This is a genomic window from Thioclava dalianensis (genome assembly GCF_000715505.1).
GTDB classification, from domain to species: Bacteria; Pseudomonadota; Alphaproteobacteria; order Rhodobacterales; family Rhodobacteraceae; genus Thioclava; species Thioclava dalianensis.
This window is the reverse complement of the sequence record NZ_JHEH01000001.1, coordinates 20,412-43,839: the sequence shown is the minus strand read 5'-3', so window position 1 is coordinate 43,839 and position 23,428 is coordinate 20,412. Positions and strand designations below refer to the sequence as shown.

Genomic DNA, 23,428 nt, shown 5'->3' with positions numbered 1-23,428 from the left:
GCGCAATCCCGTGCCATCTGGACCCTGCGAGGACGACCTCCCCGATCTGGTCCATAGCCGGGACGACCCGGCACCGATATTTGGTGTCCCATGCGCTCTCCGCTCGACCGTCTTCGTCACGCACTCAGCTTCGAAATCATCGCCCTCCTGATCGTCATTCCGCTTGGCTCTGCGGTCTTTCACATGCCCGCGCATGCGATTGGTGTGGTCACGATCGTCAGCGCAACCCTCGCGACCGTCTGGAATTTTGCGTATAACTACGCCTTTGATCGCGCGCTCCGGCGCCTTTGCGGCACAACGGTCAAAACGCTGCGCATCCGCATCGTCCATGCCGTAAGCTTCGAGGGCGGCTTGCTGATCGTGCTGATGCCGTTCATCGCATGGTATCTGGGGATCTCGCTGGGCGCGGCCTTCGTGATGGACCTGTCCTTTGCGCTCTTCTATCTGGTCTACGCCTTTGGGTTTAACTGGCTCTATGACCTCGTTTTCCCGCCGCCCGATGCGCGCACAAGCCGCGCAGGGCTCACTCAGACGAGATGAAGATAGACCCGGCGGTTCTGGCGGCCCTTGCTGTCGATCTTGCCAAGGCGCACCGCCCCGATCTCTGACAGACGCGCGACATGGGTGCCGCCACAGGGTTGCAGATCGATCCGCGCAGCCGCCTCTCCAATCGCGATCAGCCGCACCGGGCCTGAACCCGCAGGCGGGCTGACCGACATCGTCTTGATCAGCTCGGGATGTGCGCGCAGCTCATCTTGCGTGATCCAATATTCGTTGACGGGAAGATCCTGCGCGATCCAGTCGTTGATCTGCGCTGTGATCGCATCGGGATTTTCCGGCTTTTCCGGCATATCGAAATCCAGCCGCCCGCGCTCCGGGCCGATCTGACCACCGCTCACGGGAAAGGGCAGCGCCACCGACAGCAGATGCAGCGCCGTATGCATCCGCATGTGGCGGTGACGGCGCTCCCAGTCGATCTCTTGGGTCACGATCGTGCCCACGCGCGGCATTGGCTGCGGCTCGGAGGGCACGAGGATCGCGGGCCCCGGCGCATCAGGGCCCGGCTTTATGGCGGTGGCAATGCCAAGTGAGCCACCGGACCAATGCAGCCGTCCGCTATCGCCGGGCTGCCCGCCCCCCGTGGGATAAAAGATCGAATCCGCGCAGCAAATCCCGCCCTCCGCCGTGTGGCCCGTGACCTCCGTCTCAACCCGGCGCAGATAGGGATTGGCGCGAAACGCAGGCACATCACCCATCTAGCGCGCCCCGTCTCCGCCTGCGTCACCATCGGTGTCGCTTTCGCTTTGGCGGTCGACCTCCTCCATCCCTTCACCCTTCATCGGACGGCCAAGCTGTTCGGCGCGCTCTTTGGGCTCATCGGCCTTTTCGGGCGCAGGCGGCGTCTCATCCGTGGCGGGACGCTGGGGCGCTGCGCGCAGGGTCTCGGGATTGCGCAACCACAGATCCTGCTGCGGGAAGGGAATCTCGATCCCGGCCTCGGCGAACCGGGCGTTGATCTCGTGATTCATGTCGCTTTTCACCCGCAGGATGAAGTTCACATCCGACAGGATCGCACGGATCTCGAAATCAAGACTGCTTGCGCCAAATCCGCTGAACACCACGGTGGGTTCCGGGTTCATCATCACCAGCGCCTCGTTCTGCGCGATCTCCAGCAGGATCTTCTCGACCAGCCGCGTGTCCGTGCCATAGGCCACGCCCACTGGCAAAATCAACCGCCCCGTCACGTTCGAGCGCGTCCAGTTCGTCACCTGACCCGAGATCAGATCGGCATTGGGCACGATCACTTCGGTACGGTCGAAAGTCTCGATCCGGGTAGAGCGGACCGAGATCGCCTTCACGATCCCCATCTGGCTGCCGACTTCGATCCAGTCGCCCTCCGAGATCGGCCGCTCGATCAGTAGGATGATCCCCGAGACGAAGTTCTGAACGATGGTTTGCAGACCGAAACCAACCCCCACCGACAATGCACCTGCGACAATCGCGAGCGAGCTGAGATCAATCCCGGCCGAGGAAATCGCGATCAGGGCTGCGAGAAAGATCCCCAGATAGCCAAGCCCCGAGACAATCGCGTTCTGACCGCCCTTGTCGATCTTGGTCTTGGGCAACAGCGAGGTCTTGAGCGCGCCCTGAACGATCCGCGTGGCCAGAAGCCCGACCATGAAGATCACCACGAAGGTCACAAAGACCCCGGGTGATATATTCACGCCCCCGACCGACATCCCACTTTGGAAATTCGCCCAAAGCTCAAGCAGATCATCGACCCGTGCCCCCCAGATCAGAGCCGCAATTGGCAGCGCCATCAGCCCCAGCAAGAACCCGATCAGCGCCGGGATCAGCGACTCGCGCGCATCATCCTCGCGCCGCGTCACAAGAACGAAGAGATCGGCGAAGAACTCCTGCGTGAGCAGCACCAGCGCCATCAGGCCCAACGTCTTGACCAGCGGCCAGATCAGGGCGTTTGCGGCGTTCACATAACCAATCGCGCCCAGCAGCGGCCCGATCACAGCAACCGCGATCACCAGAGAGCCGATGGCCACCACGAGACGGTCGCGAAACACGCTCTCCTCGTTATCGGCGGTCTCATAGCGCATATGCCGCCGCATGAGGCGCCCGAAGCGGAACAGGAACAGCCCGCCCAGCACCTGCACCGGAAAGGCCAGAACGCCGAAACCGGCATCGAGCGTCGTGGCCAGCGCATCAGCTTGCGCTGCGGTCTTGGCGGCGCTGTCGAGCACCTGCTCGCCCCGGCTCGTGATCCATGAGGCCAGCGGCCCTTGCATCGCGACGAGAACGCCCAGCGTGATCGTCAGGATCCGCCCCTCACGGCGGCGCGATGGCAAGAGTTTTAACGGCGCCTCTTGCGTCTCGCTTTTCGGAAAGACACGGCCTGCGAGCCAGATCGAGGTGATAATCACGGTGGAGGATCCGGCCAGCGTAATCGCCAGCTCATCCCAAAGCGGCCCCATCAGCGCGGTCTGGCGCAGTGCCGTGACCAACAAGATGACGCCTGCGAGTGGCAGGAACAATTGCCCCAGCGAGACGATCGCATCGATCACGCGGCGCGCGCGCAGCGCAAGCTTGGCCTCAAGCACCAGCGCAAGCTTCTCGATCCACGCCCGTCCCCGGATCGTCAGCAGCAAGGCCAGCAGCAACAGCCCGACGATCACCGGCGCATGATCGCGCAGCGTGGCGTAAGGGTCGCGCCCGCTCAGCCGCTGCGTCATCTCCGAGCCAAGCGCCCCGCCCAAAGCCGTCGTGACCGTCAGCGCCGCGGGCCAGTTGACCGGGTTCAGCGGTGTCGGCGTCAGCCGCAGCAACTTGTCAGTCTGTCGTGCGCGGATCAGCTTGTCGATATTGGCGACGATCGCATCGGCGCGGCTCTCGGCCTCTTTGGCGCGTATCACGGGCGCTTGCAGCGAAGAGAGCTCGTCATTGAGCTGCGAGCGGCGGCTTGCAATCGCCTTATCTTCGGTCTCGCCCTCTTTGGGGGCCGGTCCAAGCCCGCTGATCTGGGCTTTCACCGTATCGATCTGAGCCGAGTTGACCCCTTCGGCCGCCTGAAATTTCTGGCGCCAATCAGTGATCGAGCTGCGCAGGTCATCGAGCGCGGTCCCGTTGATCGTGCCGTCCTGAACTTGGGTCTCAGCGCTGCTCGCAATCTTTTCCCAAGCGTTATAGTCGGGCGTATCGGGTTGACCGCCCGATTGCGCAAGTGCCAGCCCCGGCAGAGCCAGCATGAGAAGCACCAAACACAGGCGCGCCAATCGCCAGATCATTGGGCGAACACATCCGGCACCGACCGCCCCGGCCCGTCAAGCCAGTCCGGCACGGGCAGGCCCTTTTCACGCAGGAAGGCAGGATTGAACAGTTTCGACTGATAGCGCTGGCCGTAATCGCACAGCACCGTCACAATCGTGTGGCCCGGCCCCATCTCATTGGCCATGCGGATCGCGCCCGCAACGTTCACCCCCGAAGAGGCCCCTAGGCACAGCCCCTCATGGGCCAGCAGGTCGAACACGATGGGCAGAGCCTCGCTATCGGGGATGTTGAAGCTCATATCAGGGGTGAACCCCTCAAGATTGGCGGTGATCCGGCCCTGCCCGATGCCCTCGGCAATCGAGGAACCCTCGGATTTCAGCTCGCCCGTGGTGTAGAAACTGTGCAGCGCTGCGCCGTCGGGGTCGGCCAGCGCGATCTTGACGCCCTTGGGCTGAAGATAAAGGCCGATGCCCGCCAGCGTGCCGCCAGACCCCACCGCGCAGGTGAAGCCGTCGACCTTGCCGCCGGTCTGTTCCCAGATCTCGGGACCGGTGGTCTCGATATGAGCCTGCCGGTTGGCCGTGTTGTCGAACTGGTTGGCCCAGATCGCCCCGTTGGGATCGCTCTCATTGAGCGCGATGGCCAGACGCTCGGAATAGCGCACGAAATTATTCGGGTTCTTGTAGGGCGCGGCTGGGACTTCGACCAGTTCGGCCCCTGCAAGCCGCAGCATGTCTTTCTTTTCCTGGCTCTGGGTCTCGGGGATCACGATCACCGAGCGGAAACCCATCGAGGCGCCGACCAGTGCAAGCCCGATCCCGGTATTGCCCGCCGTGCCCTCAACGATGGTGCCGCCGGGGCGCAGCGTGCCGAGCTGGATCGCGTCGCGGATGATGAACAGCGCCGCGCGGTCCTTGACCGACTGGCCGGGATTGAGGAACTCCGCCTTGCCAAGGATCGTGCAGCCCGTGGCCTCTGAGGCCTGACGCAATTTGATGAGCGGCGTATGGCCCACCGCAGCCGCAAGATCACTGAAAAGTCGCATTGAAGCCTCCACTGTCGCGCACACCTCTCGAGCGCTGCCTCAGACTTAGGCCGAGCCGCGCTGCACCTCAAGCCTTGGCGCGCAACTGTGCCCTGTTCTGTGCCAGCCAAAGGGCCAGAACGACCAGCGGCGCATTGCCCGCCTCGCCGCTCTCGACCATCTCCATCAAGCGCGAAAACGGTACCAGATGCGGGCGAATATCCTCGCCTTCAGAGGCAAGCCCGCCCGGAGATCCGGCCTCATCGGGCAGATCGGTCACGCCGATATAACAATGGATAAACTCCGTCTTTGCCCCCGGTGAGGCATAAAAGCGCGGGGCTTTGATCAACTCCGCAAGCGTTATGCCTGCCTCCTCCAGAGCTTCTCGCCGGGCGGTAGTCTCGGGCGGTTCACCGGGATCGACGCGCCCCGCAATGGCCTCGATGAGCCACGGGTTGGGCTCTCCGCGTGCCATCGGACCGGGCCGAAACTGCTCGATCAAAAGCACCCGGTCGCGCGCCGGATCATAGGGCAAAACCACCGCCGCATCGCCCGAGACGAACACTGCGCGCTCCAGCGGCTCGGACTGCCCGCCATCGAACAGCCGATGCCGAAGGCGATAATCTTCGACCAGAAAGAACCCATGATAACCAATATCTTGTGCCTCGATCTTCACGTCGTCAGGCGTGGCCTTCCTGCGCAGGGTTTCGGGCAGCGGCGCGGTTTGCGCATTGATCTTGGAGGCTGCGCGCAACAAGATCGAGCCATAGCGGCGATTGGCGGCCTCTGGACCGATCTGACGCGCCTCGCGGATAAATTCGCGCGCCCCTTCGGTTTTCAGCGCGCCCCAACGTGGCATCCAGTCATCGAGCGTCCAGAGATCGCCCACCTCCCAATGCCCGCTCTCGGGATGCCAGACGCGCGCAGGCTCCAGCCCTTTGGGGCCCACCACATCCATTTGCTCGGCCCGGTAGCCCCATTCATACCAGCTGATCGCCTCGGCTTCCTTGTCGCTGAGCTGGCACAAAAGCCCCCGTGTGGTGATCCCGGCCTCGGGCACCAATATCGGAAAGCCCAAGCCCACCCCCTCGGCGCAGGCCTCGCGGGCTGCGAAATCGGCAAGGCTGGCCCGGCGCATCTCGGGCACGCGCCCGATCACCGCCGCGAGCAGTGGCGGATGGCACAGCGTGCCGTAGAAAAAATGCTGAATCATAATTGGGAGGCCGATTGCAATTGAACTGGCCGCAGCGTGCAAGCCTGACCCGTGATGTCAAGGCTTTCCCGATACGCGCTTATCGCCCAAAGCGCCGATGCGCCCATTCCGAGCTGAGACCGGCAAAGGCCGCGCCGACAATCAGCACAGCGGCCACACTCAGCGACATCGAGGCCTGCGCGACGATTGCAGCCTGCCCGACAATGTCGATAGTGGCCTCGCCGATATCACGATAGCGCATGCGCGATGCGAGTTTGAGCATCTGCGCGACGCCCAGAAACCCGTAGCTCCAGAGCATCATATAGACCGCCCCGCGAAGCCCGTCATTTAACGCCTCATGCCAGCGCCGCCCCGGATAAAGCCCGACCACGCGCCAGCCGATCAACAATCCGAAGGAGGCGGCGATCACGGGCAGCACGCCCGCGCCCTCGACCCCATCGGGCAGATTGGGCAGGATCTCTTGCGCGGCGAAGAACCCCGTGAAGGCAAGCCACAGCGCCGCGCAAAGCTTGGCCATGGTCGGGATCTGCATCTGTGAATTTCGAACAACCAAACGCTGCATACCGTTACTCCGTAATCCCTCGCCCCCACGACGCACCCCGGAAGCCTAGAAGACTATCGGAGCCAATGGACCAAAATTAGGGCGAAATTGCGGATAAAGCGTGGCATGAAGCCCGGCTGCGACAGGCGTCGCGCCTAGTCTCGATGGCTGTGATAAGCGCTCAGCGCGCGCTCACGTCCCTCCTTGAGCGCCACAATACGCGTCGGGTAGTCCTGATCAGGCGAAAGATTCCAGCTGCGCGGGATTGCGGCGAAGAAATCGCGCGCGCTTTGGGGCGGGTTCCCCTGCCCTTCGGCGATGAAGTCCCGACAGTAGAGACCTGATTTATCGAACTTTTCAAGTTGCGTCTCGGGGTTGAAGACGCGGAAATACGGTGCTGCATCCGGCCCCGGACCTGCCACCCATTGCCAGCCCATCGCATTCGACGCTGGATCCCAATCGATCAAGCACGCCTCGAACCAGCGCCGCCCGACCCGCCAGTCGGTCATCAGATGTTTGGTCAGGTAAGAAGCCACGATCATCCGCGCGCGATTGTGCATCGTGCCCGTCACATACATCTCGCGCATCGCGGCATCGACGAAAGGTTCGCCCGTCATACCGCGCCGCCACGCCTCGGCGTCGTTATTGTCAGGACGCCAAGGAAAGCCGTTCCACTCCTCGCGCCAATTTGCATCCGCCAGATCGGGGAAGTGATAGAGCAGATGCCACGCGAATTCGCGCCAGACCAGCTCTTTGAGGAAATGCTCCGCGCCCTGCGCGCCTTCTTCGAGATGCCGCCAGCCCGCATGCCAGATCGCGCGCGGAGAAATCTCGCCATAGGTCAGGTTTTCCGACAGCCCCGAGGTCGCCCCCGAAGACGGGATATCGCGCATCTCTTTGTAATGGTCCACATGATCGCGCAGAAAGGCCGCCAGACGCCCCTGCGCCGAAGCCTCGCCCACATGCGCATAGCGCGCAACCACGTCAGCGCCGCGATTCATCGCGCGACCCAAACCCCAGTCATTCAGGTTTTCGCTGTCTGGCCAATCACTTGGCGCGGGAAGTTCAGACACGGTTTTCAGCGGTGCGTCGATGAAGCGATCCTTCACGGCGCGCCAATACGGGCTATAGACCTTGTAGGGCTCGCCCTTGCCGGTCTCCACGCTCCACGGCTCAAACAGCAGATGGCCCGCATGGCTCTGCGCACCCGTTCCATCTGCCTTGAGACCGGTTTTAACCTCTGTGTCGCGCGCAATCGAGGCCGGATCATAGGCGCGCGACCAATGCACCGATTGCGCGCCCGTCTGCGCCACAAGCTCGCGCAGCACCTGCAAAGGCTCGCCCGTGCGCAGGATCAGCCGCGACCCGATCTCGCCAAGCGCGTCCGAGAACTGCGCGATCGCCTCGCCCATCCGCCATTTCGGAGCGGCCCCAAGCGAGTCGATCTGCGCATCACGGATCACCACCGGGATCACCCGCGCCCCGTCGGCACAGGCCGCAACCATTGCGGGATGATCATGAAAGCGGAAATCGCGCCGCAGCCACAGGATATTCACATCGCTCACAAACTGCCCCTTCGGTTATCTTGCTAGGACATTACGCCCAACGGCCCAGTTGGTTCATTTATCGACGCGATTTGGCCGCTGACAGCCCCTTGCAGCGCGCCACGCGGGCCAGTAGCGTGTCACAACGCCGTGACAGGGAACCGCATGCCTTCTCGCGCCTTATCGCTCCAGCGGTACATCCGTCCTTTGTCATGCTGCGAGGCCTAGGCCCTATGCTTCTCAATTTTTCCATCTTCCTTCTGTCGCTTGCGATCCTTGGCGCGATGTTCCTGCCATTCCTGCGCGGGCGTCCGCGCTGGCGGGCGATGATCACGCCGCTGGCCTCTATCATCGGCTCGGGTTTTTTGATCCTTGGGCCGATCCTCGAAGTGCAATTTGGCGCATGGGCCCCGGTGGCGATGGCGGTTCTGTGCTTGGCGGGCTGGCTGTTTGGCGCAGCCGTGCGCACCAATATCGCCGCCGAAGAGACGCCCGACACAGCGCTTGTCGCACGGATCGAGCAGGTGGCTCAGCTGGCACTGGCCTTCGCCTATGTGATCTCGGTCGCCTATTATCTCAATCTTTTCGGGGCCTTCGCGGTCTCTCTTACACCTTGGGATGGCGATCTCACGGCGCGGATCGTCACGACCGTGATGCTGGGCGTGGTCGCGGTGGCAGGATTTAGCGGCGGGTTTCATGCGCTGGAGAATATGGAATATGCGACCGTCGCCCTCAAGCTCGCGATCATCGGCGGGCTGCTCTTGGGCCTTGCGGTGTTCTTTGGCGGCAAGGCCGTCGATCACGCGCTGATCTTCGATCCCTCCCGCATGGGGCCATGGGACGCGCTGCGCCTGATCTTTGGTCTGATCGTGACCGTGCAGGGCTTCGAGACCGCGCGCTATCTTGGCAAAAGCTATGATGCGCCGACGCGGATCGACGCGATGCGCTGGGCGCAGATGTTGGCCACGGCAATCTACATGATCTACATCACGCTGCTGGCCTTTCTGTTCACCCCCGATGCGCATAACCTCAATGAGACCGCGATCATCGACATGATGCGGGTCGTAGCGCCCATCTTGCCGGGCATGCTGGTGGCGGCGGCCTTGGCCGCGCAATTCTCCGCAGCCGTCGCGGATACGGGCGGCGCGGGCGGTCTGATCTCGGAATTCACGAGGGGAAAGATCGCGCCCAAACACGCCTATCCGGTGCTGATTGCGACGGGCGTCGCGCTGACGTGGAGCACGGATATTTTCGTGATCATCTCCTATGCCTCGCGCGCCTTCGCGGCCTATTACACCTTGCAGGCGGTGCTCGCTGCGTTGCAAAGCAAGGGTTTGAAAAGTGGTGCCTTCTGGGCGCTGGCAGTCGTGGGGCTTGCGATGACTTTGCTGGGCATTCCTGCTGAGGGGAGTTGATCTGCCCCCCTTGATCCCCCGCGCCGTGCCGCCTATATCTGTCTCGTTCCCACTCGTGGGGACTATGGACATAAACGCGCTCGTAATAAGCGGATCGGACCCGGGGGCGGTACCCGGCGGCTCCACCAAACCACCCTCGTTGGGGGAGAATGGGGCCGAAATAGGATCGACGAACGTCTAAAGGGGTAAGCTTTGTCCCGGTGAGCTACCACCGTCATCGGTGCGATTTGTACAGTTGCCAACGACAACCGTGCTCCGGTCGCTCTTGCTGCGTAAGCAGTTCGAGAGATCGAAACCTAACTCCTTGCGCTTAGCCGCGTAAGGCGGGGCCCGCAGGAGCCTTGCAACAGAATCCTGCACCTTTTCCCTTTGGAAATATGCGAAGCGGTGGCATCCTTTTGCGATGAGCCTGCGATGTCGCCCTGCCTTTTCTCGCGCCGCGCTGTTTTGCTCGGCGCTTTTTGGCGTGGCCCTGCCCGTGACAGCCCACGCCTGCGAGACGGCATTGCTGCTGTCAATGGATGTGTCGGGCTCGATCGACCGGGACGAATATCGCCTTCAGGTCGATGGGCTTAGTGCAGCGCTGCTCGATCCGGTCGTCGTAGACGCTTTAGTGCAAGGCCGTGACCGGCTGGCGGTCGCGCAATGGTCCGGCGCGGGCCAGATGACGCTGAGCCTGCCTTGGATCGCGATCAACTCTCATGCCGATGCCGCACGATTTGCCGCCCGCGTGCAGGCAATGCCGCGCGCCTATCTTGGTTCGGATACGGCGGTGGGCGAAGCGATCACATTCGCCGTGGCGCAATTTGCTGATGTTGCCGATTGCGAACGGCATGTGGCGGATCTTTCGGGCGATGGGCCGCTCAATGCGGGACGCCCGACCGCAGCCGCACGGCGGTCCGCGGAACTGCAGGGGATTACGCTCAACGGGCTGGCAATTGACGGGTTTGGGCGCACGGTGACCAATTTCTACCTGCGCCACGTGATCACGAGAGACGGGTTTGTCGTGACCGCTCAGGGCTTTCTCGATTATGCCCGCGCGATCCGGCTCAAGCTGATCCGTGAACTCACACGCCCAATCGGATGAGCGGCGCGAACGCGCCCCAACTCGTCCCGCAGCCCCCCTTTTCTCCAGCCACGAATCCCTTATGCTGAGTGCAACCATAAGAAGGGACCGGGAATGACGCGTTCGATCGATTACGGTAATCTGATGCATGATGCGATGCGCGGCCTGATTCAGACCGTGCTGAGCGATATTGCGGCCAACGGCTTGCCGGGTGAGCATCATTTCTTCATCACCTTCGACACCCGTCATCCCGATGCCGAGCTGGCCGATTGGCTGCATGAACGCTATCCCGAAGAAATGACGGTCGTGATCCAGCACTGGTATGAAGGGCTTGAGGTCAGCGATGAGGGCTTCAACATCACGCTGAATTTCGGCAACGCGCCCGAGCCGCTTTACGTGCCTTTCGATGCGATCTCGACCTTTGTCGATCCCTCCGTCGAGTTCGGTCTGCGCTTTGAGACGCAGGGCTATGACGAGGATGACCTCACGGATGAGGACACCGAGGAAAGCGATGACGAGGATGAGGCCCCGGCCCCGCGCGGCGATGCCGAAGTCGTCAGCCTCGATCAATTCCGCAAGTAAGCCGGTATACCTCTGCATACTGATTGCAAACGCCCCCGCGCCGTCCTAGAACGCTGGGGAGTTTTCGCAGCGCATGGAGGCCCAGATGACCGCGACCCGCACCGAGACCGATAGCTTCGGTCCGCTTGACGTTCCCGCCGACAAGTACTGGGGCGCACAGACCCAGCGCTCGATCATCAACTTCCCGATCGGATGGGAGCGCCAGCCCGTCCCGATCATTCGCGCTCTGGGCGTGATCAAGAAAGCCTGCGCGCAGGCCAATAAGGCGCAGGGCACGATGGATGCCAAGATCGCCGATGCGATCATTGCCGCGGCCACCGAGGTCATCGACGGCAAGTTCGACGACAACTTCCCGCTTGTCGTCTGGCAAACTGGCTCGGGCACGCAGTCCAATATGAACGCCAACGAGGTCATCTCGAACCGCGCGATTGAAATGCTGGGCGGCAAGATGGGCTCCAAGGATCCTGTCCACCCCAATGATCACTGCAATATGGGGCAATCCTCGAACGACACCTTCCCCACCGCCATGCATGTCGGCATCGCAATGCAGGCGCGTGACGGGCTGCTGCCGGGGCTGCGCAAACTGCATGCCGCGCTTGAGACGAAATCCGAGGAATTCAAGGATATCATCAAGATCGGGCGCACCCATACGCAGGATGCCACGCCGCTGACGCTGGGCCAGGAATTTTCGGGCTACGCGCATCAGGTGAAAAAAGGCATCGAGCGGGTCGAGAGCGCCCTGGGAGATATCTATGAGCTGGCACAGGGCGGCACCGCCGTGGGCACCGGGCTCAACACCCGCAAGGGCTGGGCCGAGGCTGTTGCGGCAAATATGGCCGAAATCACCGGCCTGCCCTTCGTCACGGCCCCCAACAAATTCGAAGCGCTGGCCGGTCACGACGCGATGGTGATGTTCTCGGGCGCGCTGAAAACCGTGGCGGCCTCGCTCTTCAAGATCGCCAATGACATCCGCTATCTCGGTTCCGGCCCGCGTTCGGGTCTGGGCGAGCTGCTGCTGCCCGAGAACGAGCCGGGCTCGTCGATCATGCCGGGGAAAGTGAACCCGACGCAGGCCGAAGCGCTCACCATGGTCTGCGCTCATGTCATGGGCAATGACGCGGCGGTCGGCTTTGCAGGCTCGCAAGGCGCGTTTGAGCTCAACGTCTACAATCCGATGATGAGCTATAACGTGCTGCAATCGATGCAGCTTCTGGGCGACAGCGCCTCGGCCTTCACCGACAATATGGTGAGCGGAATCGAGGCCAATAAGCCGCGCATCGAAAAGCTGATGAAGGAAAGCCTGATGCTGGTGACGGCACTTGCACCCACCATCGGCTATGACAATGCCACCAAGGTCGCCAAGACCGCGCATAAGAATGGCACGACTTTGAAGGAAGAGGCCATTGCGCTTGGCTTCGTCGATGAGGAGACCTTCGACCGCGTGGTGCGGCCCGAGGATATGATCGGTCCCAAGGACTGAGATCGTCGTCTCGGCGAGAGGTTTGAAGGGCGGCGCTGCGGTGCCGCCCTTTTTCTTTTGGGTCTTTGGCTTTGGTCTCGGGGTTGGGGGCTCTGCCCCCCGGCCTTTGGCCTCCCCCCGAGGTATTTGGGCCAAGATGAAGGGGAGCTTATTTTTTCTTCGCGGCCTCGATGACCTTGGCGGCAAGATCGCGGGCAATCGCGAAGGCGCCCTTGATCTTGTCTTTCTCTGAACTCCAGTCGCGGCGGATGACCAGCTTGTTGTCTTTCACCTTCGCCAGATCGCGCTCGGCGGTGAGGAATTCCACCAGCCCTGCGGGATTGGGGAATTTGTCATTGTGGAACTGCACGGTCGCGCCTTTGGGGCCCGCATCGAGCTTGGCGATCATCGCGCGTTTGCACATCGCCTTGATCCGCATCACCAGAAGCAGCGTGTTCACCTCGCGCGGGAGCTCCCCGAACCGGTCAATCAGCTCTGCGGCAAAGCCCTCCAGTTCAACCTTGGTGGTCAGCGACGACAGCCTGCGATAGAGGCCCAAGCGCACATCGAGATCGGGAATGTAGCTCTCGGGGATCATCACCGGCACGCCCAAATTGATCTGCGGCGACCAATCGCCATCGCCGGTTTCCGTCAGCTCGCCCGATTTCAGCTTGGCAATCGTCTCCTCCAGCATCGCCTGATAGAGCTCGTAGCCGACTTCCTTGATATGGCCAGACTGTTCTTCGCCCAGCAGATTGCCCGCGCCGCGCAGATCGAGATCTTGGCTGGCAAGGCTGAAGCCTGCGCCCAAACTGTCGAGTGAGCCCAGCAGGCGCAGGCGTTTTTGCGCCTGCGGGGTGAGCGGCGCGCGCGGCTTCGTTGTCAGGTAGCAATAGGCGCGGGTCTTGGCGCGCCCGACCCGGCCGCGTATCTGGTAGAGCTGGCTGAGGCCGAACATATCGGCGCGATGCACGATCATCGTGTTGGCGGTCGGGATATCGAGCCCCGATTCCACAATCGTCGTGGCCAGAAGCACGTCATATTGCCCGTCGTAAAAGGCATTCATCCGGTCATCGAGCTCGCCTGCCGCCATCTGCCCATGGGCAACCAGATAGCGGATTTCGGGCACATGCGTTTTCAGGAAATCCTCGATTTCGGGAAGATCGGAAATTCGGGGAACCACGTAAAAACTTTGCCCGCCGCGATAATGTTCGCGCAGCAGGGCCTCGCGCAGCGTGACCGTGTCGAATTCCGAGACATAGGTGCGGATCGCGAGCCGGTCGACGGGCGGCGTTCCAATGATCGACAGGTCGCGCACGCCCGTCAGGCTGAGTTGCAGCGTGCGCGGGATCGGTGTCGCGGTGAGCGTGAGCACGTGGATTTCCGACCGCATCTCCTTGAGGCGCTCTTTGTGCTGCACGCCGAAATGCTGCTCCTCGTCGATCACGAGAAGTCCGAGATTTCGAAACTTGACCGATTTGGCCAGAACCGCATGGGTACCGATCACGATATCGACGGTGCCGTCCGCCAGCCCCGCCCGCGTTGCCGCCGCTTGCTTGGCCGACACAAAACGCGAGAGTGGGCGGACGGTGAGGGCTGTGCCCCGGAAGCGTTCCGCGAACGAGTTGTAATGCTGGCGCGCGAGCAGCGTGGTGGGTGCTATCACCGCGACCTGCATGCCCGATTGCGCGGCCACAAAGGCCGCGCGCATCGCCACCTCGGTCTTGCCAAAGCCCACATCGCCCACGATCAGCCGGTCCATCGGCGTGCCCGATTTCAGATCCTCGACCACGTCATCAATGGCCGACATCTGATCGTCGGTCTCGGTATAGGGGAAGCGCGCGGCGAAGGCCTCCCAATCGTGATGCGCGGCCTCGAGGATCGGCGCGTTGCGCAGATGCCGCTCGGCTGCGATCCGCATCAGCTTATCGGCGATCAGCCGGATGCGTTCTTTTAGCTTGGCCTTCTTGGCCTGCCATGCGCCGCCGCCCAGCTTGTCGAGCAGCCCCTCTTCATGGCCATAGCGCGAGAGCAGTTCGATATTGACCACCGGCAGATAGAGCCGGTCGCCGCCTGCATATTCCAGCAAGACGCAATCATGCGGCGCGCCAAGCGCCTGCACGGTCTCAAGCCCCTTGTAGCGCCCGACCCCGTGATCGACATGGACCACCAGATCGCCGGGGCTGAGCGTGCTATGCTCGGTCAGGAAATTCTCAGCCTTGCGCTTGCGCCGGGGCTTGGCCACCAGCCGCGCGCCCAGCACGTCCTGCTCGGAGATCACGGTCAGCTCGCGATCGCCGCGCGGTGCCTCGAACCCCTCATCCAGCGGCCAGACGGTGAGGTTCAGCCCCTCGGCAATCGCGCGCGCATCCGAAATCAGCTTGGCGCCCGAGAGACCTTCATCCTCCATCAACCCCTTGAGACGCTCGCGCGCGCCTTCCGACCAGCTGGCAATTACCACCGGCCCCTTGCCGAGCCGCGCTTGAACATGATCTTTCAGCGTGCTGAAAAGGCTTATGTTTTCGATCTGGCGCTCGGGCGAGAAATTGCGGCCCACACGCCCGCCCGCATCGAGCACACCCGGTCCCGGCGGAGCTGAGATCACCTGAAGCCGCAGGACGCGGCGCGGCTTCAAGCTCGCCTCCCATGCTGTGGGATCGAGATAGAGCAGCGCGGGCGGCGCGGGTTTATAGACCGAATCCAGCCGGTCGCGCCGCGTCATCGCCTCGCGCCGCGTATCATATTGATCGGCAATCCCGATCCAGCGGCTTTCCTGCGCCGCAACGGTCTGGTCGTCGAGCATAACCGTGGCGTCCGGGAGATAGTCGAACAGCGTCTCCAGCCGGTCGTGGAAAAACCCGAGCCAATGCTCCATCCCCGCCTGTTTGCGGCCCGCGCTCACTGCCTCGTAGAGCGGATCTTCCGCGCCGCCGGCGCCAAATTCCACGCGGTAATTCTGCCGAAACCGGGCAATCGAGGGCTCGTCGAGGATCACTTCGGAGACCGGGGCCAGCTCAACTCCGGGCAGCTTTTCGGTGGTGCGCTGGGTGACCGGATCAAAACCGCGCGCATCATCGAGCACATCGCCAAACAGATCGAGCCGCACCGGGCCGCCCTCGCCGGGCGGGTAGATATCGATGATGCCCCCGCGCAGTGCGTAATCGCCGGGCTCGGAGACGGTCGAGGATTGCGAAAACCCCATCCGCACGAGAAAATCGCGCAAGGCCCGCTCATCGATGCGCTGACCGACACGCGCGGTAAAGCTCGCCCCTTCGAGAACTGCGCGCGCGGGAACTTTCTGCATCGCGGCTGAGACGGTTGTGAGCAAAATGAACGGCCCCGGCACCCCGGCTGCAAGCGCCGCCAGCGTCGCCATCCGGGTCGCGGAGATATCAGGATTGGGCGAGACCCGGTCATAGGGCAGACAATCCCAAGCCGGAAAATCGAGGATCAGTGCCTCTGGGGCGAAAAAGCCAAGCGCTGCGCGCAACGCCGCGAGCCGTCGATCGTCGCGCGCCACATGAATGACAGGCTGACCCTTGGCCAGCTCGCGCGCGATCAGCGCCGCGTCATAGCCCTCAGGGGCGCCTGAAAGTACAAAATGATCCATGCGTAGCGAGGTATCGACCCTGATCGTGGTGTCAAGAGCGCTTATAGGAACGCGGCGTAGCGCAGGTTCTGGAACATTCCCCAGAAGGAGGTGACGACGATTGCCACGACGCCGATCAACTGGATCCAGACCCGGTGGCGCGCCAGTGCCGCGATCACGGCCTCGGGCGCAAGACTGCTGCTCTCAAACTGCGCGCTGAGCCGCCGCGAGAGGCTCACCGAGAGCGCGAAGACCGCACTCAGCGGCAGAGCAAATAGGAACAGCGCCTGAGAGAACTCCGCCCCGTAGACAAAGCCTGTGACGGCAAGGAAGCTCAACGCGAAGGGGAACATGATCGAGATCACCAGCCCCGCCTCGCTCCAGATCGTATCGAGGCGCCGGGAATTGATCTCGGCAAGCGCAACCAGATCGCTCGTGGCGCGGCCCCCTTTGCGGCGCGCGCGTCCGACCATGTCCCACGGCACGCCCAGCACCCAATGCGAGGCAGACGACCAGACCACCGCGACGGCGATCCAGTACCACAGGTTGGAAAAGCTCCGCAGATCGATCAGATCGGCAATGATGCGGAAAATTTCCATGCGTCCCTCGCAGGTTGGTCAATCTCTTGCGTATCTAGACCAGCCCTGCCCCAAGCAAAAGATCTAAACCGGCCTTGCGACCGCACTGTTGCAGCCCGGCTTGCCTGCGGCGGGGATACGTGGCACCTGAAAGCAAAAGATAAGGAGCCCGAGATGACACCGATCCTTCCCCCGTTTCCGCATACCCGCCTGCGCCGGATGCGCCGGACGGCAGCACTTCGCGATCTGGCTCAGGAAAACCGTTTGAGCGTGAAGGATCTGATCTGGCCGATTTTCGTGACCGATGTGGCGGGCGCCGATGTCGAGGTGCCCTCGTTGCCAGGGGTGACACGCTACACGCTGGAGGGTGCGGTGCGCGCAGCAGAGCACGCCGCCCAGCTTGGCATTCCCGCGATCTGCCTCTTTCCCTATACCGACCCGGCCGTGAAAACCGAGCGCTGCGAAGAGGCATGGAACCCCGACAATATCACCAACCGGGTGATCCGTGCGATCAAGGCAGAGGTGCCCGAGATCGCGGTGATGACCGATATTGCGCTTGATCCCTATAATGCCAACGGCCATGACGGGCTGGTGCGCGATGGAATCATCCTCAACGACGAAACCGTTGATTGCCTTGTAAAAATGGCGCTGGCGCAGGCCGATGCCGGGGCCGATATTCTGGGCCCTTCGGACATGATGGACGGGCGGATCGGCGCAATGCGCACTGCGCTTGAGGGCGCAGGCCATAACGATGTGACGATCCTGAGCTACGCGGCGAAATTCGCGTCATGTTTCTACAGCCCCTTCCGCGACGCGGTGGGCGCGACGGGTGCGCTCAAGGGCGACAAAAAGACCTATCAGATGAACCCGGGCAATTCGGATGAGGCGCTGCGGCTGGTGGCCCGCGATCTGGCCGAAGGGGCCGATATGGTCATGGTCAAGCCCGGCATGCCCTATCTCGACATCTGCCACCGCGTGAAAGAGCGCTTCGGCGTGCCGACCTATGCCTATCAAGTGTCGGGAGAATACGCGATGGCGATGGCGGCGGTGCAGAACGGTTGGCTCGATCATGACAAGGTGATGCTTGAAAGCCTGATGGCGTTCCGCCGCGCGGGCTGTGACGGCGTTCTGACCTATTTCGCCCCAGCGGCGGCCAAATTGCTGCGCGAAAGCTAAGCATCGATCCGCCACAAAGACGTTTTCGAGTTCAACAGCAAGTGACAGGGCCGGTTCCATGGGGTATTATTTGCCCGAACCGGTCAGAATAAGACCGAATAGGCCTGTTCTATCAGGCAAATGAGCGGAGCAGTAGAGAACCATGACGATGATTTCCAGACGGAGCCTTTTGGCGCTGGGCGGTGCGGGTCTGACCCTTGCGGCCTGTGGCAACGGGATCGGCAACACCGGAGCCGTGCAGCTTGACGCCCGGGTGGATGCGACCCGCAACTTCCTTCTCAACAAATACCCTGGAACGCGCGATCTTGAAGCGAAATCGGTCGGTGTTTTGTGGATGCCGCTGATGACGGAGGCCGGATTTGGCGTCGGGGGCTCTTACGGGCGCGGAGCACTGCGGATCAACAATGTGACTGTCGATTACTACTCGGCGGCCTCGGCGAGCGTCGGCTTCCAGATCGGCGCGCAGCAATTCGCCCACGCCCTATTCTTCATGACGCCCGAAGCGCTGTCCACCTTCCGCCGCTCGGATGGCTGGGAAATGGGCGCAGATGCGCGCTATGCACTGCCCGACCGTGGCGGCGCGATCAACGCCTCGACGCTGACCTCGACCGCTCCGGTGATCGCGCTGGTCTTTGGCCAAGCCGGGCTGATCGCAGGTGCCTCGCTCGCAGGTACCAAGTACACGCGGATCATTCCCTGATATCAGTGACTTGCGCGAGTATCTTCGCGCAATAGATAAACAAAACCACGCATCCTGTTCGGATTGCGGGGTTTTTGAATATATGGTGCGGCTGGAGGCGATAAGAGATCAGCCTCCCAGAATAACCCGAACGTAGTTTTTCGTTTCCTGATAGGGCGGTACGCCCCCATGTTTGGCCACGGCCTCGGGGCCCGCATTATAGGCCGCAAGCGCCAAGCGCCAGCTTCCGAACCGGTCAAACATCATCCGAAGATAGCGTGCCCCACCTTCGAGGTTCTGGGCCGGATCGCGAATATCGACGCCAAGCTTGGCGGCGGTCCCGGGCATCAGCTGCGCCAGCCCACGGGCACCTTTGTGGGACACTGCATGCGGATTCCAGCCGCTCTCCTGCTGCACGAGGCGCAAGAACAGATCTTTTGGGATGCTGTGGCGGGCGGCGGCGGCTTGCGCGATCCCGATATATTGACCGCGATATTTCCCATTATAAGACGGAACCCTCTCGCTGCCCGAGATTGCGGCCGCTTTGTCACCGGGCTTGAGGCGCGAGGAATGCTCATATTGCTGGGCGCCACGGGAATCCAGAAGCCGGGTCTGATTGCGAAACAGCATTGCACGAGATTTTGACGAATTGCTGCTGAGCTTGAGCCCTTCGGCCTGTACAATCAACGGACAGAGCGCAAAACTCACCCCAAGACTGACGACCCCGATTAACTTACGCATCGGCCACCCTAACGTTCACTTCCCCTACTCGGGGACGTCCTTAACGGCAAAACATCAGAAAATAAACCAAAACCGCGAATCAATCGGCAAAGGACCGCCGATCAGTGGGGGGTGCGTGATCTTTTTGGAACCTGTTGCGGCTCGGCATCGCTGCGAATTGGGCCTGCAAACAGTTCTTCGACGAAGATCGAGACCAATTGCGCGCGTCCGGACACGCCGGCCTTGCGATAAACCGCGTTGAGCTGCGATTTCACTGTCGCCTCCCCCGATCCGCGCAGCTCGGCAGTCTCGGCCACAGAAAATCCCTTGATCGTGAAGCCCGCGACATCGGCCTCGGCGGGCGTGAGCCGCCAGAGCGTGAAATGCGCGCGCATCAGCTCGGCCATCGCGCCCTGCGCGGCCGACAGGGCGCGCTCCGAGCGTTCCTGCCGACGCAGTAGTGACAGCAGCAGCCGGGCCTCGATCGCGATGGCCGCGACGAGGCCCAGATTGGCCACAAGCTCTATGCTCAGATGCAGTGAGTCGAGCCCATACTGCCTCAGATCACCGGTGATATCGGAGACGAAAACGAAGGCGCAGCCCGCCTGCAGCAAGATCAGCGCCGCGAGCCCGCCTTCCTTCGTCCAGACCGACAGGGGCCAGTCACGTTTCGCAGCCATCTATGAGTTACCCTCGTACGCGCTTGAACACTTTCTTACCCGTAATCATCGCGTGGGCAAGATTGACGCGCAACCGGACACTCTCATAGAGCACCGCGGCAATATGGGCGGCCACCGACAGCTCGGCCCAATCCACGGCAATCACATGCACATCATGGGGCCATTTGACGCCCCAAAACTGATCGGTGGTCATCAGATAGCCCGAGCCCACGATGATCAGAAGCGTCACCAACAGATTGTAGATCATCAACGCGCCCAGCGGCGAGTGGCCGATATGCACATGACGCCGCCCCGTTGCCATATCGCGCAGCTGGCCCAAAGCGCCCGAAGGCGAGGGCGGAAAGTCGGAAAACCGGGCATGGCGCGAGCCCCAGATCCCCCAGAGCACCCGCAGCCCGACAAGAGCCGCCACCCCATAGCCGATCCAGTGATGCAGATCGTGTTTGGGGGAAGTGAAAAACGCATTTGCCGTAAACATCAGCGCAACCGACCAGTGAAAGATCCGCACGAAGGGATCCCAGACGCGGTGGGTGATATGCGGCGCGGATGCGGGATCATCCGCAGGCGTTTGGTCGTCAGTTTGGTTCAGTGTCATTCTCGGTCTCCTCGCACTGATAAGGAACAGGGAGCGGACCGGCCCGCAGGGGGCCGATCCGCCAAGCGCGTTAGCCCTTGTCGGCTTTGTGCTCGACCTGCTTGAGCGCCGTGTTGAAGTACATCTGCATGCGCTTGCCGTTCTTGACCGCATAGACCTCGATCAGACCGCCTTCCATCTCCATGCGGCGCACGTCATAGCCCTTCTTGGTGAGCTGGGTCGTGAGCATTTTTTCCTTGGCGGGGGCGACTTTACCTTCCTTGCCTTCAGCCAGAACGGGCTGGGCGCAGATGGCCGCGATCAGGGCTGCGGAGGCGAGTGCGGTGACATTCTTCATGGGGAGAAACTCCTGTTCAACGCGGCCCGGGACCGTCCCGTGCCGACGAGGCCCACCTGCACCTCTACGTCGTCCGCGCCCATCGGCTAAACGGTTGAGCCGGTCCTGAATCTGCGCTCTCCACCTAAAGATTTACGCGCCAATCCGCCGAGCGGCGGGCTGCATCGCGCATCTCTAGCCCCTGTCCTCGCGCGGGCGCCTGTTCTATACCATCTCGGACATATCGAGAATCGCCGCGCCCGGAGTGGTGCGGCATGAGAAAATTCGCAGGAGGTGCGCATGGCAGGCAGCGTCAACAAGGTCATTTTGATCGGCAATCTGGGCCGCGACCCGGAAGTGCGGACCTTTTCCAACGGGGGCAAGGTGTGCAACCTGCGCATCGCGACCTCCGAGACCTGGCGCGACCGCAATTCGGGGGAGCGCAAGGAGCGCACGGAATGGCATTCGGTTGCGATCTTTTCCGAGCCGCTGGCCAAAGTGGCCGAGCAATATCTGCGCAAGGGCTCCAAGGTCTATATCGAGGGCCAGCTTGAGACGCGCAAATGGCAAGACCAGTCGGGTCAGGACCGCTATTCGACCGAGGTCGTGCTGCGGCCCTTCCGCTCCGAGCTGACGATGCTTGACGGGCGCGATGGTGGCGGCAGCGGTGGCGGCGGTGGCGGCGGTGGCAGCGCCCCGGGTGGCTATGGCGGCCCGTCCTCGGGCGGCTATGATGACGGCGGCGGCTATGGCGGGCCTTCGGGCGGAAGCCAAGGCGGCTCGTCCTCGGGCGGCGGTGGCCGTTCGGATTTCGACGAGGCGGCGGCTTTGGCGGGCCTTCGGGCGGAAGCCAAGGCGGCTCGTCCTCGGGCGGCGGTGGCCGTTCGGATTTCGACGACGAAATCCCGTTCTGATCGAAACCGGGGGGCCAAACGGCCCCCCCTTTTCTTTTGGGAGCTGTGGCGCGCGCCCTGCCCCTCACGCTCTCTTAGCTGGGCACGCGCGCCCGGTGGCAGGCCTTATTCCGCGTGCGGATCGCTTGAGAAGACACGCTCTTTCCGCTCGATCCCGAAGCCCGCAAGTGCTGCCACGGCGATGGCCACGATGATCGTCTCGACCAGCATGGCGCGCCCGTAATCAGGCTGCCCGGCCTGCGTCCAATGCGCAGCCAACCCGGTCAGCAGCGTCGCGTTGCCCGAAGCGATCAGGTTGCCCAGTTGATAGGCCGTACCGGGGAAGGTCCCGCGCATGCCCTGCGGTGAGAGCTCGTTGAGATGCGCAGGCACCACGCCCCACGCGCCTTGCACGAAGAACTGCACGAGGAAGGCCCCAACGGCCAGCAGAACGGTGCCCGGCGCATAGACCCAAAGCCATGCCGAGGGCAGCACCAGAAGCGATGCGATCACAATGGCCTTCCGACGACCGATTTTCTGCGACCACGCCCCGAAGACGATGCCGCCAATGATCGCGCCGATATTATAGAAGATCGCGATGGCGCCGGTGACATGGCTGTCAAAGCCGCGCTGGGTCTCGAGGAAGGTCGGATAGACATCCTGCGTGCCATGGCTGAAGAAGTTGAACGCGGTCATCATCAGTACAACCCAGATCAGCAGCCCCAGATTGCGCTTGAGCTGACTTCCGAGCGACGGCCCTGCGGCCCGGGTTGCGAGCGGCTCAAAGCTCGGGGATTCCGGGATTTTGCGACGCAGGAAGAACACCAGCAGCGCCGGCAGCGCCCCCACGAAGAACATGCCCCGCCAACCGATCACCGGGTAGAGCGCGAAGAACACGATCGAGGCCGCAAGATAGCCCGAAGGGTAGCCCGCCTGAAGGATACCCGAGACCGCACCGCGCGCCTTGGGCGGGATCGTCTCCATCGCAAGTGAAGCGCCCACGCCCCATTCGCCCCCCATCGCCACACCGTAAAGCGTGCGCAGCACGATCAGCATCGCAAGCGAGGTGGACAGACCGGAGGCGAATTCCAGAGCCGAGAAGGCAAGGATGTTGATCATCAGGACGATCCTGCGCCCCCAACGATCCGCCGCCATCCCGAAGAGGAACGCGCCCACCGGACGCGCGGCCAGCGTGAGGAAAATCGCAACCGACGCCGCCTCGATCGTGGTGTTGAACTCTTTGGCCACATCTTTGAGCACGAAGACCAAGATGAAGAAGTCGAATGCATCAAGAAGCCAGCCCAGATAGGCGGCCAGAACGGTATTTCGCTGAACGGGCGTGAGCTCCTTCAGCGGTTGAAATATCGACATGGGTTCCTCCTCGTGCGCCCGCATCGGGCGGCCAGGAGGTCGAACGAAGCGGCATGACTGTGTCGAGGAAGCGACTGAAATTGCTTCCAGTTCCATGACGACGCGTAACAGCTGCGTGACAGATCGAGAGGGTTTCGTGTGGGGCCCAGAGGAATGGCCGCTCTTGCCAACACCGCCGGTTTGACCGATGACGAAAAAGCATCAAAT

The 23,428-nt window shown here is 62.3% G+C and carries 20 protein-coding genes, 1 other RNA gene and 1 pseudogene; 9 read left to right on the top strand and 13 right to left on the bottom strand.

Annotated elements, in window-relative coordinates; translation table 11 throughout:
• Positions 1–90: 90 nt before the first annotated feature.
• Positions 91–540 (top strand): PACE efflux transporter, encoded by a 450-nt coding sequence (locus tag DL1_RS00265; protein WP_038060750.1) that lies wholly within the window; start codon positions 91–93, stop codon positions 538–540.
• Here DL1_RS00265 and DL1_RS00260 read toward each other — a convergent pair.
• From DL1_RS00260 to DL1_RS00235, 6 genes are all read right to left on the bottom strand, one after another.
• Entirely contained in the window at positions 528–1,256 is a 729-nt protein-coding gene (locus DL1_RS00260; RefSeq protein WP_038060747.1) for an alanyl-tRNA editing protein, read from the bottom strand. The genes DL1_RS00265 and DL1_RS00260 overlap by 13 nt on opposite strands.
• The gene (locus DL1_RS00255; protein WP_038060744.1) at positions 1,257–3,797 is read right to left on the bottom strand and encodes a DUF3772 domain-containing protein; all 2,541 of its coding nucleotides are present in this window, start codon (positions 3,795–3,797) and stop codon (positions 1,257–1,259) included.
• The gene (locus tag DL1_RS00250) at positions 3,794–4,825 is read right to left on the bottom strand and encodes a cysteine synthase A (protein ID WP_038060741.1); all 1,032 of its coding nucleotides are present in this window, start codon (positions 4,823–4,825) and stop codon (positions 3,794–3,796) included. Before DL1_RS00250 ends, DL1_RS00255 begins: the two co-directional genes overlap by 4 nt.
• 67 nt (positions 4,826–4,892) lie before the next feature.
• Positions 4,893–6,017, bottom strand: a complete 1,125-nt coding sequence (locus DL1_RS00245; protein WP_038060738.1) for an NUDIX domain-containing protein — start codon at positions 6,015–6,017, stop codon at positions 4,893–4,895.
• Between the two features lie 79 nt (positions 6,018–6,096).
• On the bottom strand, positions 6,097–6,579 hold the full coding sequence (locus DL1_RS00240) for a TrgA family protein (RefSeq protein WP_143081737.1): 483 nt from the start codon (positions 6,577–6,579) through the stop codon (positions 6,097–6,099).
• 134 nt (positions 6,580–6,713) lie between these two features.
• On the bottom strand, positions 6,714–8,123 hold the full coding sequence (locus DL1_RS00235) for a cryptochrome/photolyase family protein (protein WP_038060731.1): 1,410 nt from the start codon (positions 8,121–8,123) through the stop codon (positions 6,714–6,716).
• Between the two features lie 212 nt (positions 8,124–8,335).
• On the opposite strand from DL1_RS00235, the gene DL1_RS00230 reads away from it, so the two are divergent.
• The 5 genes from DL1_RS00230 (at position 8,336) to fumC (ending at position 12,645) form a co-directional block, all read left to right on the top strand.
• The gene (locus tag DL1_RS00230; protein ID WP_038060728.1) at positions 8,336–9,517 is read left to right on the top strand and encodes a hypothetical protein; all 1,182 of its coding nucleotides are present in this window, start codon (positions 8,336–8,338) and stop codon (positions 9,515–9,517) included.
• A gap of 6 nt (positions 9,518–9,523) precedes the next feature.
• Positions 9,524–9,878: a transfer-messenger RNA gene (gene ssrA, locus DL1_RS21115) on the top strand.
• A gap of 42 nt (positions 9,879–9,920) precedes the next feature.
• Positions 9,921–10,604 carry a DUF1194 domain-containing protein gene (locus DL1_RS00225; protein WP_051693211.1) on the top strand — a complete coding sequence of 228 codons (684 nt, stop codon included), beginning with the start codon at positions 9,921–9,923 and terminating at the stop codon, positions 10,602–10,604.
• Between the two features lie 93 nt (positions 10,605–10,697).
• Positions 10,698–11,165, top strand: a complete 468-nt coding sequence (locus DL1_RS00220; RefSeq protein WP_038060725.1) for an SspB family protein — start codon at positions 10,698–10,700, stop codon at positions 11,163–11,165.
• A gap of 85 nt (positions 11,166–11,250) precedes the next feature.
• Positions 11,251–12,645, top strand: a complete 1,395-nt coding sequence (gene fumC / locus DL1_RS00215; protein WP_038061454.1) for a class II fumarate hydratase — start codon at positions 11,251–11,253, stop codon at positions 12,643–12,645.
• A gap of 148 nt (positions 12,646–12,793) precedes the next feature.
• On the opposite strand, the gene mfd is transcribed toward fumC, so the two are convergent.
• Together mfd and DL1_RS00205 are read right to left on the bottom strand one after the other, a co-directional pair.
• Positions 12,794–16,234: a transcription-repair coupling factor gene (gene mfd, locus DL1_RS00210; protein ID WP_038060721.1), complete on the bottom strand. Its 3,441-nt coding sequence runs from the start codon at positions 16,232–16,234 to the stop codon at positions 12,794–12,796.
• Between the two features lie 41 nt (positions 16,235–16,275).
• Positions 16,276–16,812, bottom strand: coding sequence for a hypothetical protein (locus tag DL1_RS00205; protein ID WP_038060718.1), 537 nt, complete (start codon positions 16,810–16,812; stop codon positions 16,276–16,278).
• A 153-nt stretch (positions 16,813–16,965) separates the two neighbouring features.
• Between DL1_RS00205 and hemB the strand changes: the two genes are divergently transcribed.
• On the top strand, positions 16,966–17,967 hold the full coding sequence (gene hemB, locus DL1_RS00200; RefSeq protein ID WP_038060714.1) for a porphobilinogen synthase: 1,002 nt from the start codon (positions 16,966–16,968) through the stop codon (positions 17,965–17,967).
• A 142-nt stretch (positions 17,968–18,109) separates the two neighbouring features.
• The gene (locus DL1_RS00195) at positions 18,110–18,667 is read left to right on the top strand and encodes a lipid-binding SYLF domain-containing protein (protein WP_038060710.1); all 558 of its coding nucleotides are present in this window, start codon (positions 18,110–18,112) and stop codon (positions 18,665–18,667) included.
• Positions 18,668–18,775: 108 nt separating this feature from the next.
• Here DL1_RS00195 and DL1_RS00190 read toward each other — a convergent pair whose 3' ends face one another.
• From DL1_RS00190 to DL1_RS00175, 4 genes are all read right to left on the bottom strand, one after another.
• A complete protein-coding gene (locus tag DL1_RS00190; protein ID WP_038060707.1) occupies positions 18,776–19,387 on the bottom strand; it encodes a lytic transglycosylase domain-containing protein in 612 nt (203 codons plus the stop codon).
• A gap of 101 nt (positions 19,388–19,488) precedes the next feature.
• Positions 19,489–20,046 (bottom strand): helix-turn-helix transcriptional regulator, encoded by a 558-nt coding sequence (locus tag DL1_RS00185; RefSeq protein WP_074854990.1) that lies wholly within the window; start codon positions 20,044–20,046, stop codon positions 19,489–19,491.
• A gap of 7 nt (positions 20,047–20,053) precedes the next feature.
• The gene (locus DL1_RS00180; RefSeq protein WP_081856211.1) at positions 20,054–20,641 is read right to left on the bottom strand and encodes a cytochrome b/b6 domain-containing protein; all 588 of its coding nucleotides are present in this window, start codon (positions 20,639–20,641) and stop codon (positions 20,054–20,056) included.
• Positions 20,642–20,711: 70 nt separating this feature from the next.
• Entirely contained in the window at positions 20,712–20,978 is a 267-nt protein-coding gene (locus DL1_RS00175) for a PepSY domain-containing protein (protein WP_038060706.1), read from the bottom strand.
• A 279-nt stretch (positions 20,979–21,257) separates the two neighbouring features.
• On the opposite strand from DL1_RS00175, the pseudogene ssb reads away from it, so the two are divergent.
• A pseudogene (gene ssb / locus DL1_RS00170) lies at positions 21,258–21,776 on the top strand (single-stranded DNA-binding protein); the annotation flags it as partial.
• 200 nt (positions 21,777–21,976) lie between these two features.
• Here ssb and DL1_RS00165 read toward each other — a convergent pair.
• The gene (locus DL1_RS00165; RefSeq protein ID WP_038060703.1) at positions 21,977–23,221 is read right to left on the bottom strand and encodes an MFS transporter; all 1,245 of its coding nucleotides are present in this window, start codon (positions 23,219–23,221) and stop codon (positions 21,977–21,979) included.
• Positions 23,222–23,428: the final 207 nt, after the last annotated feature.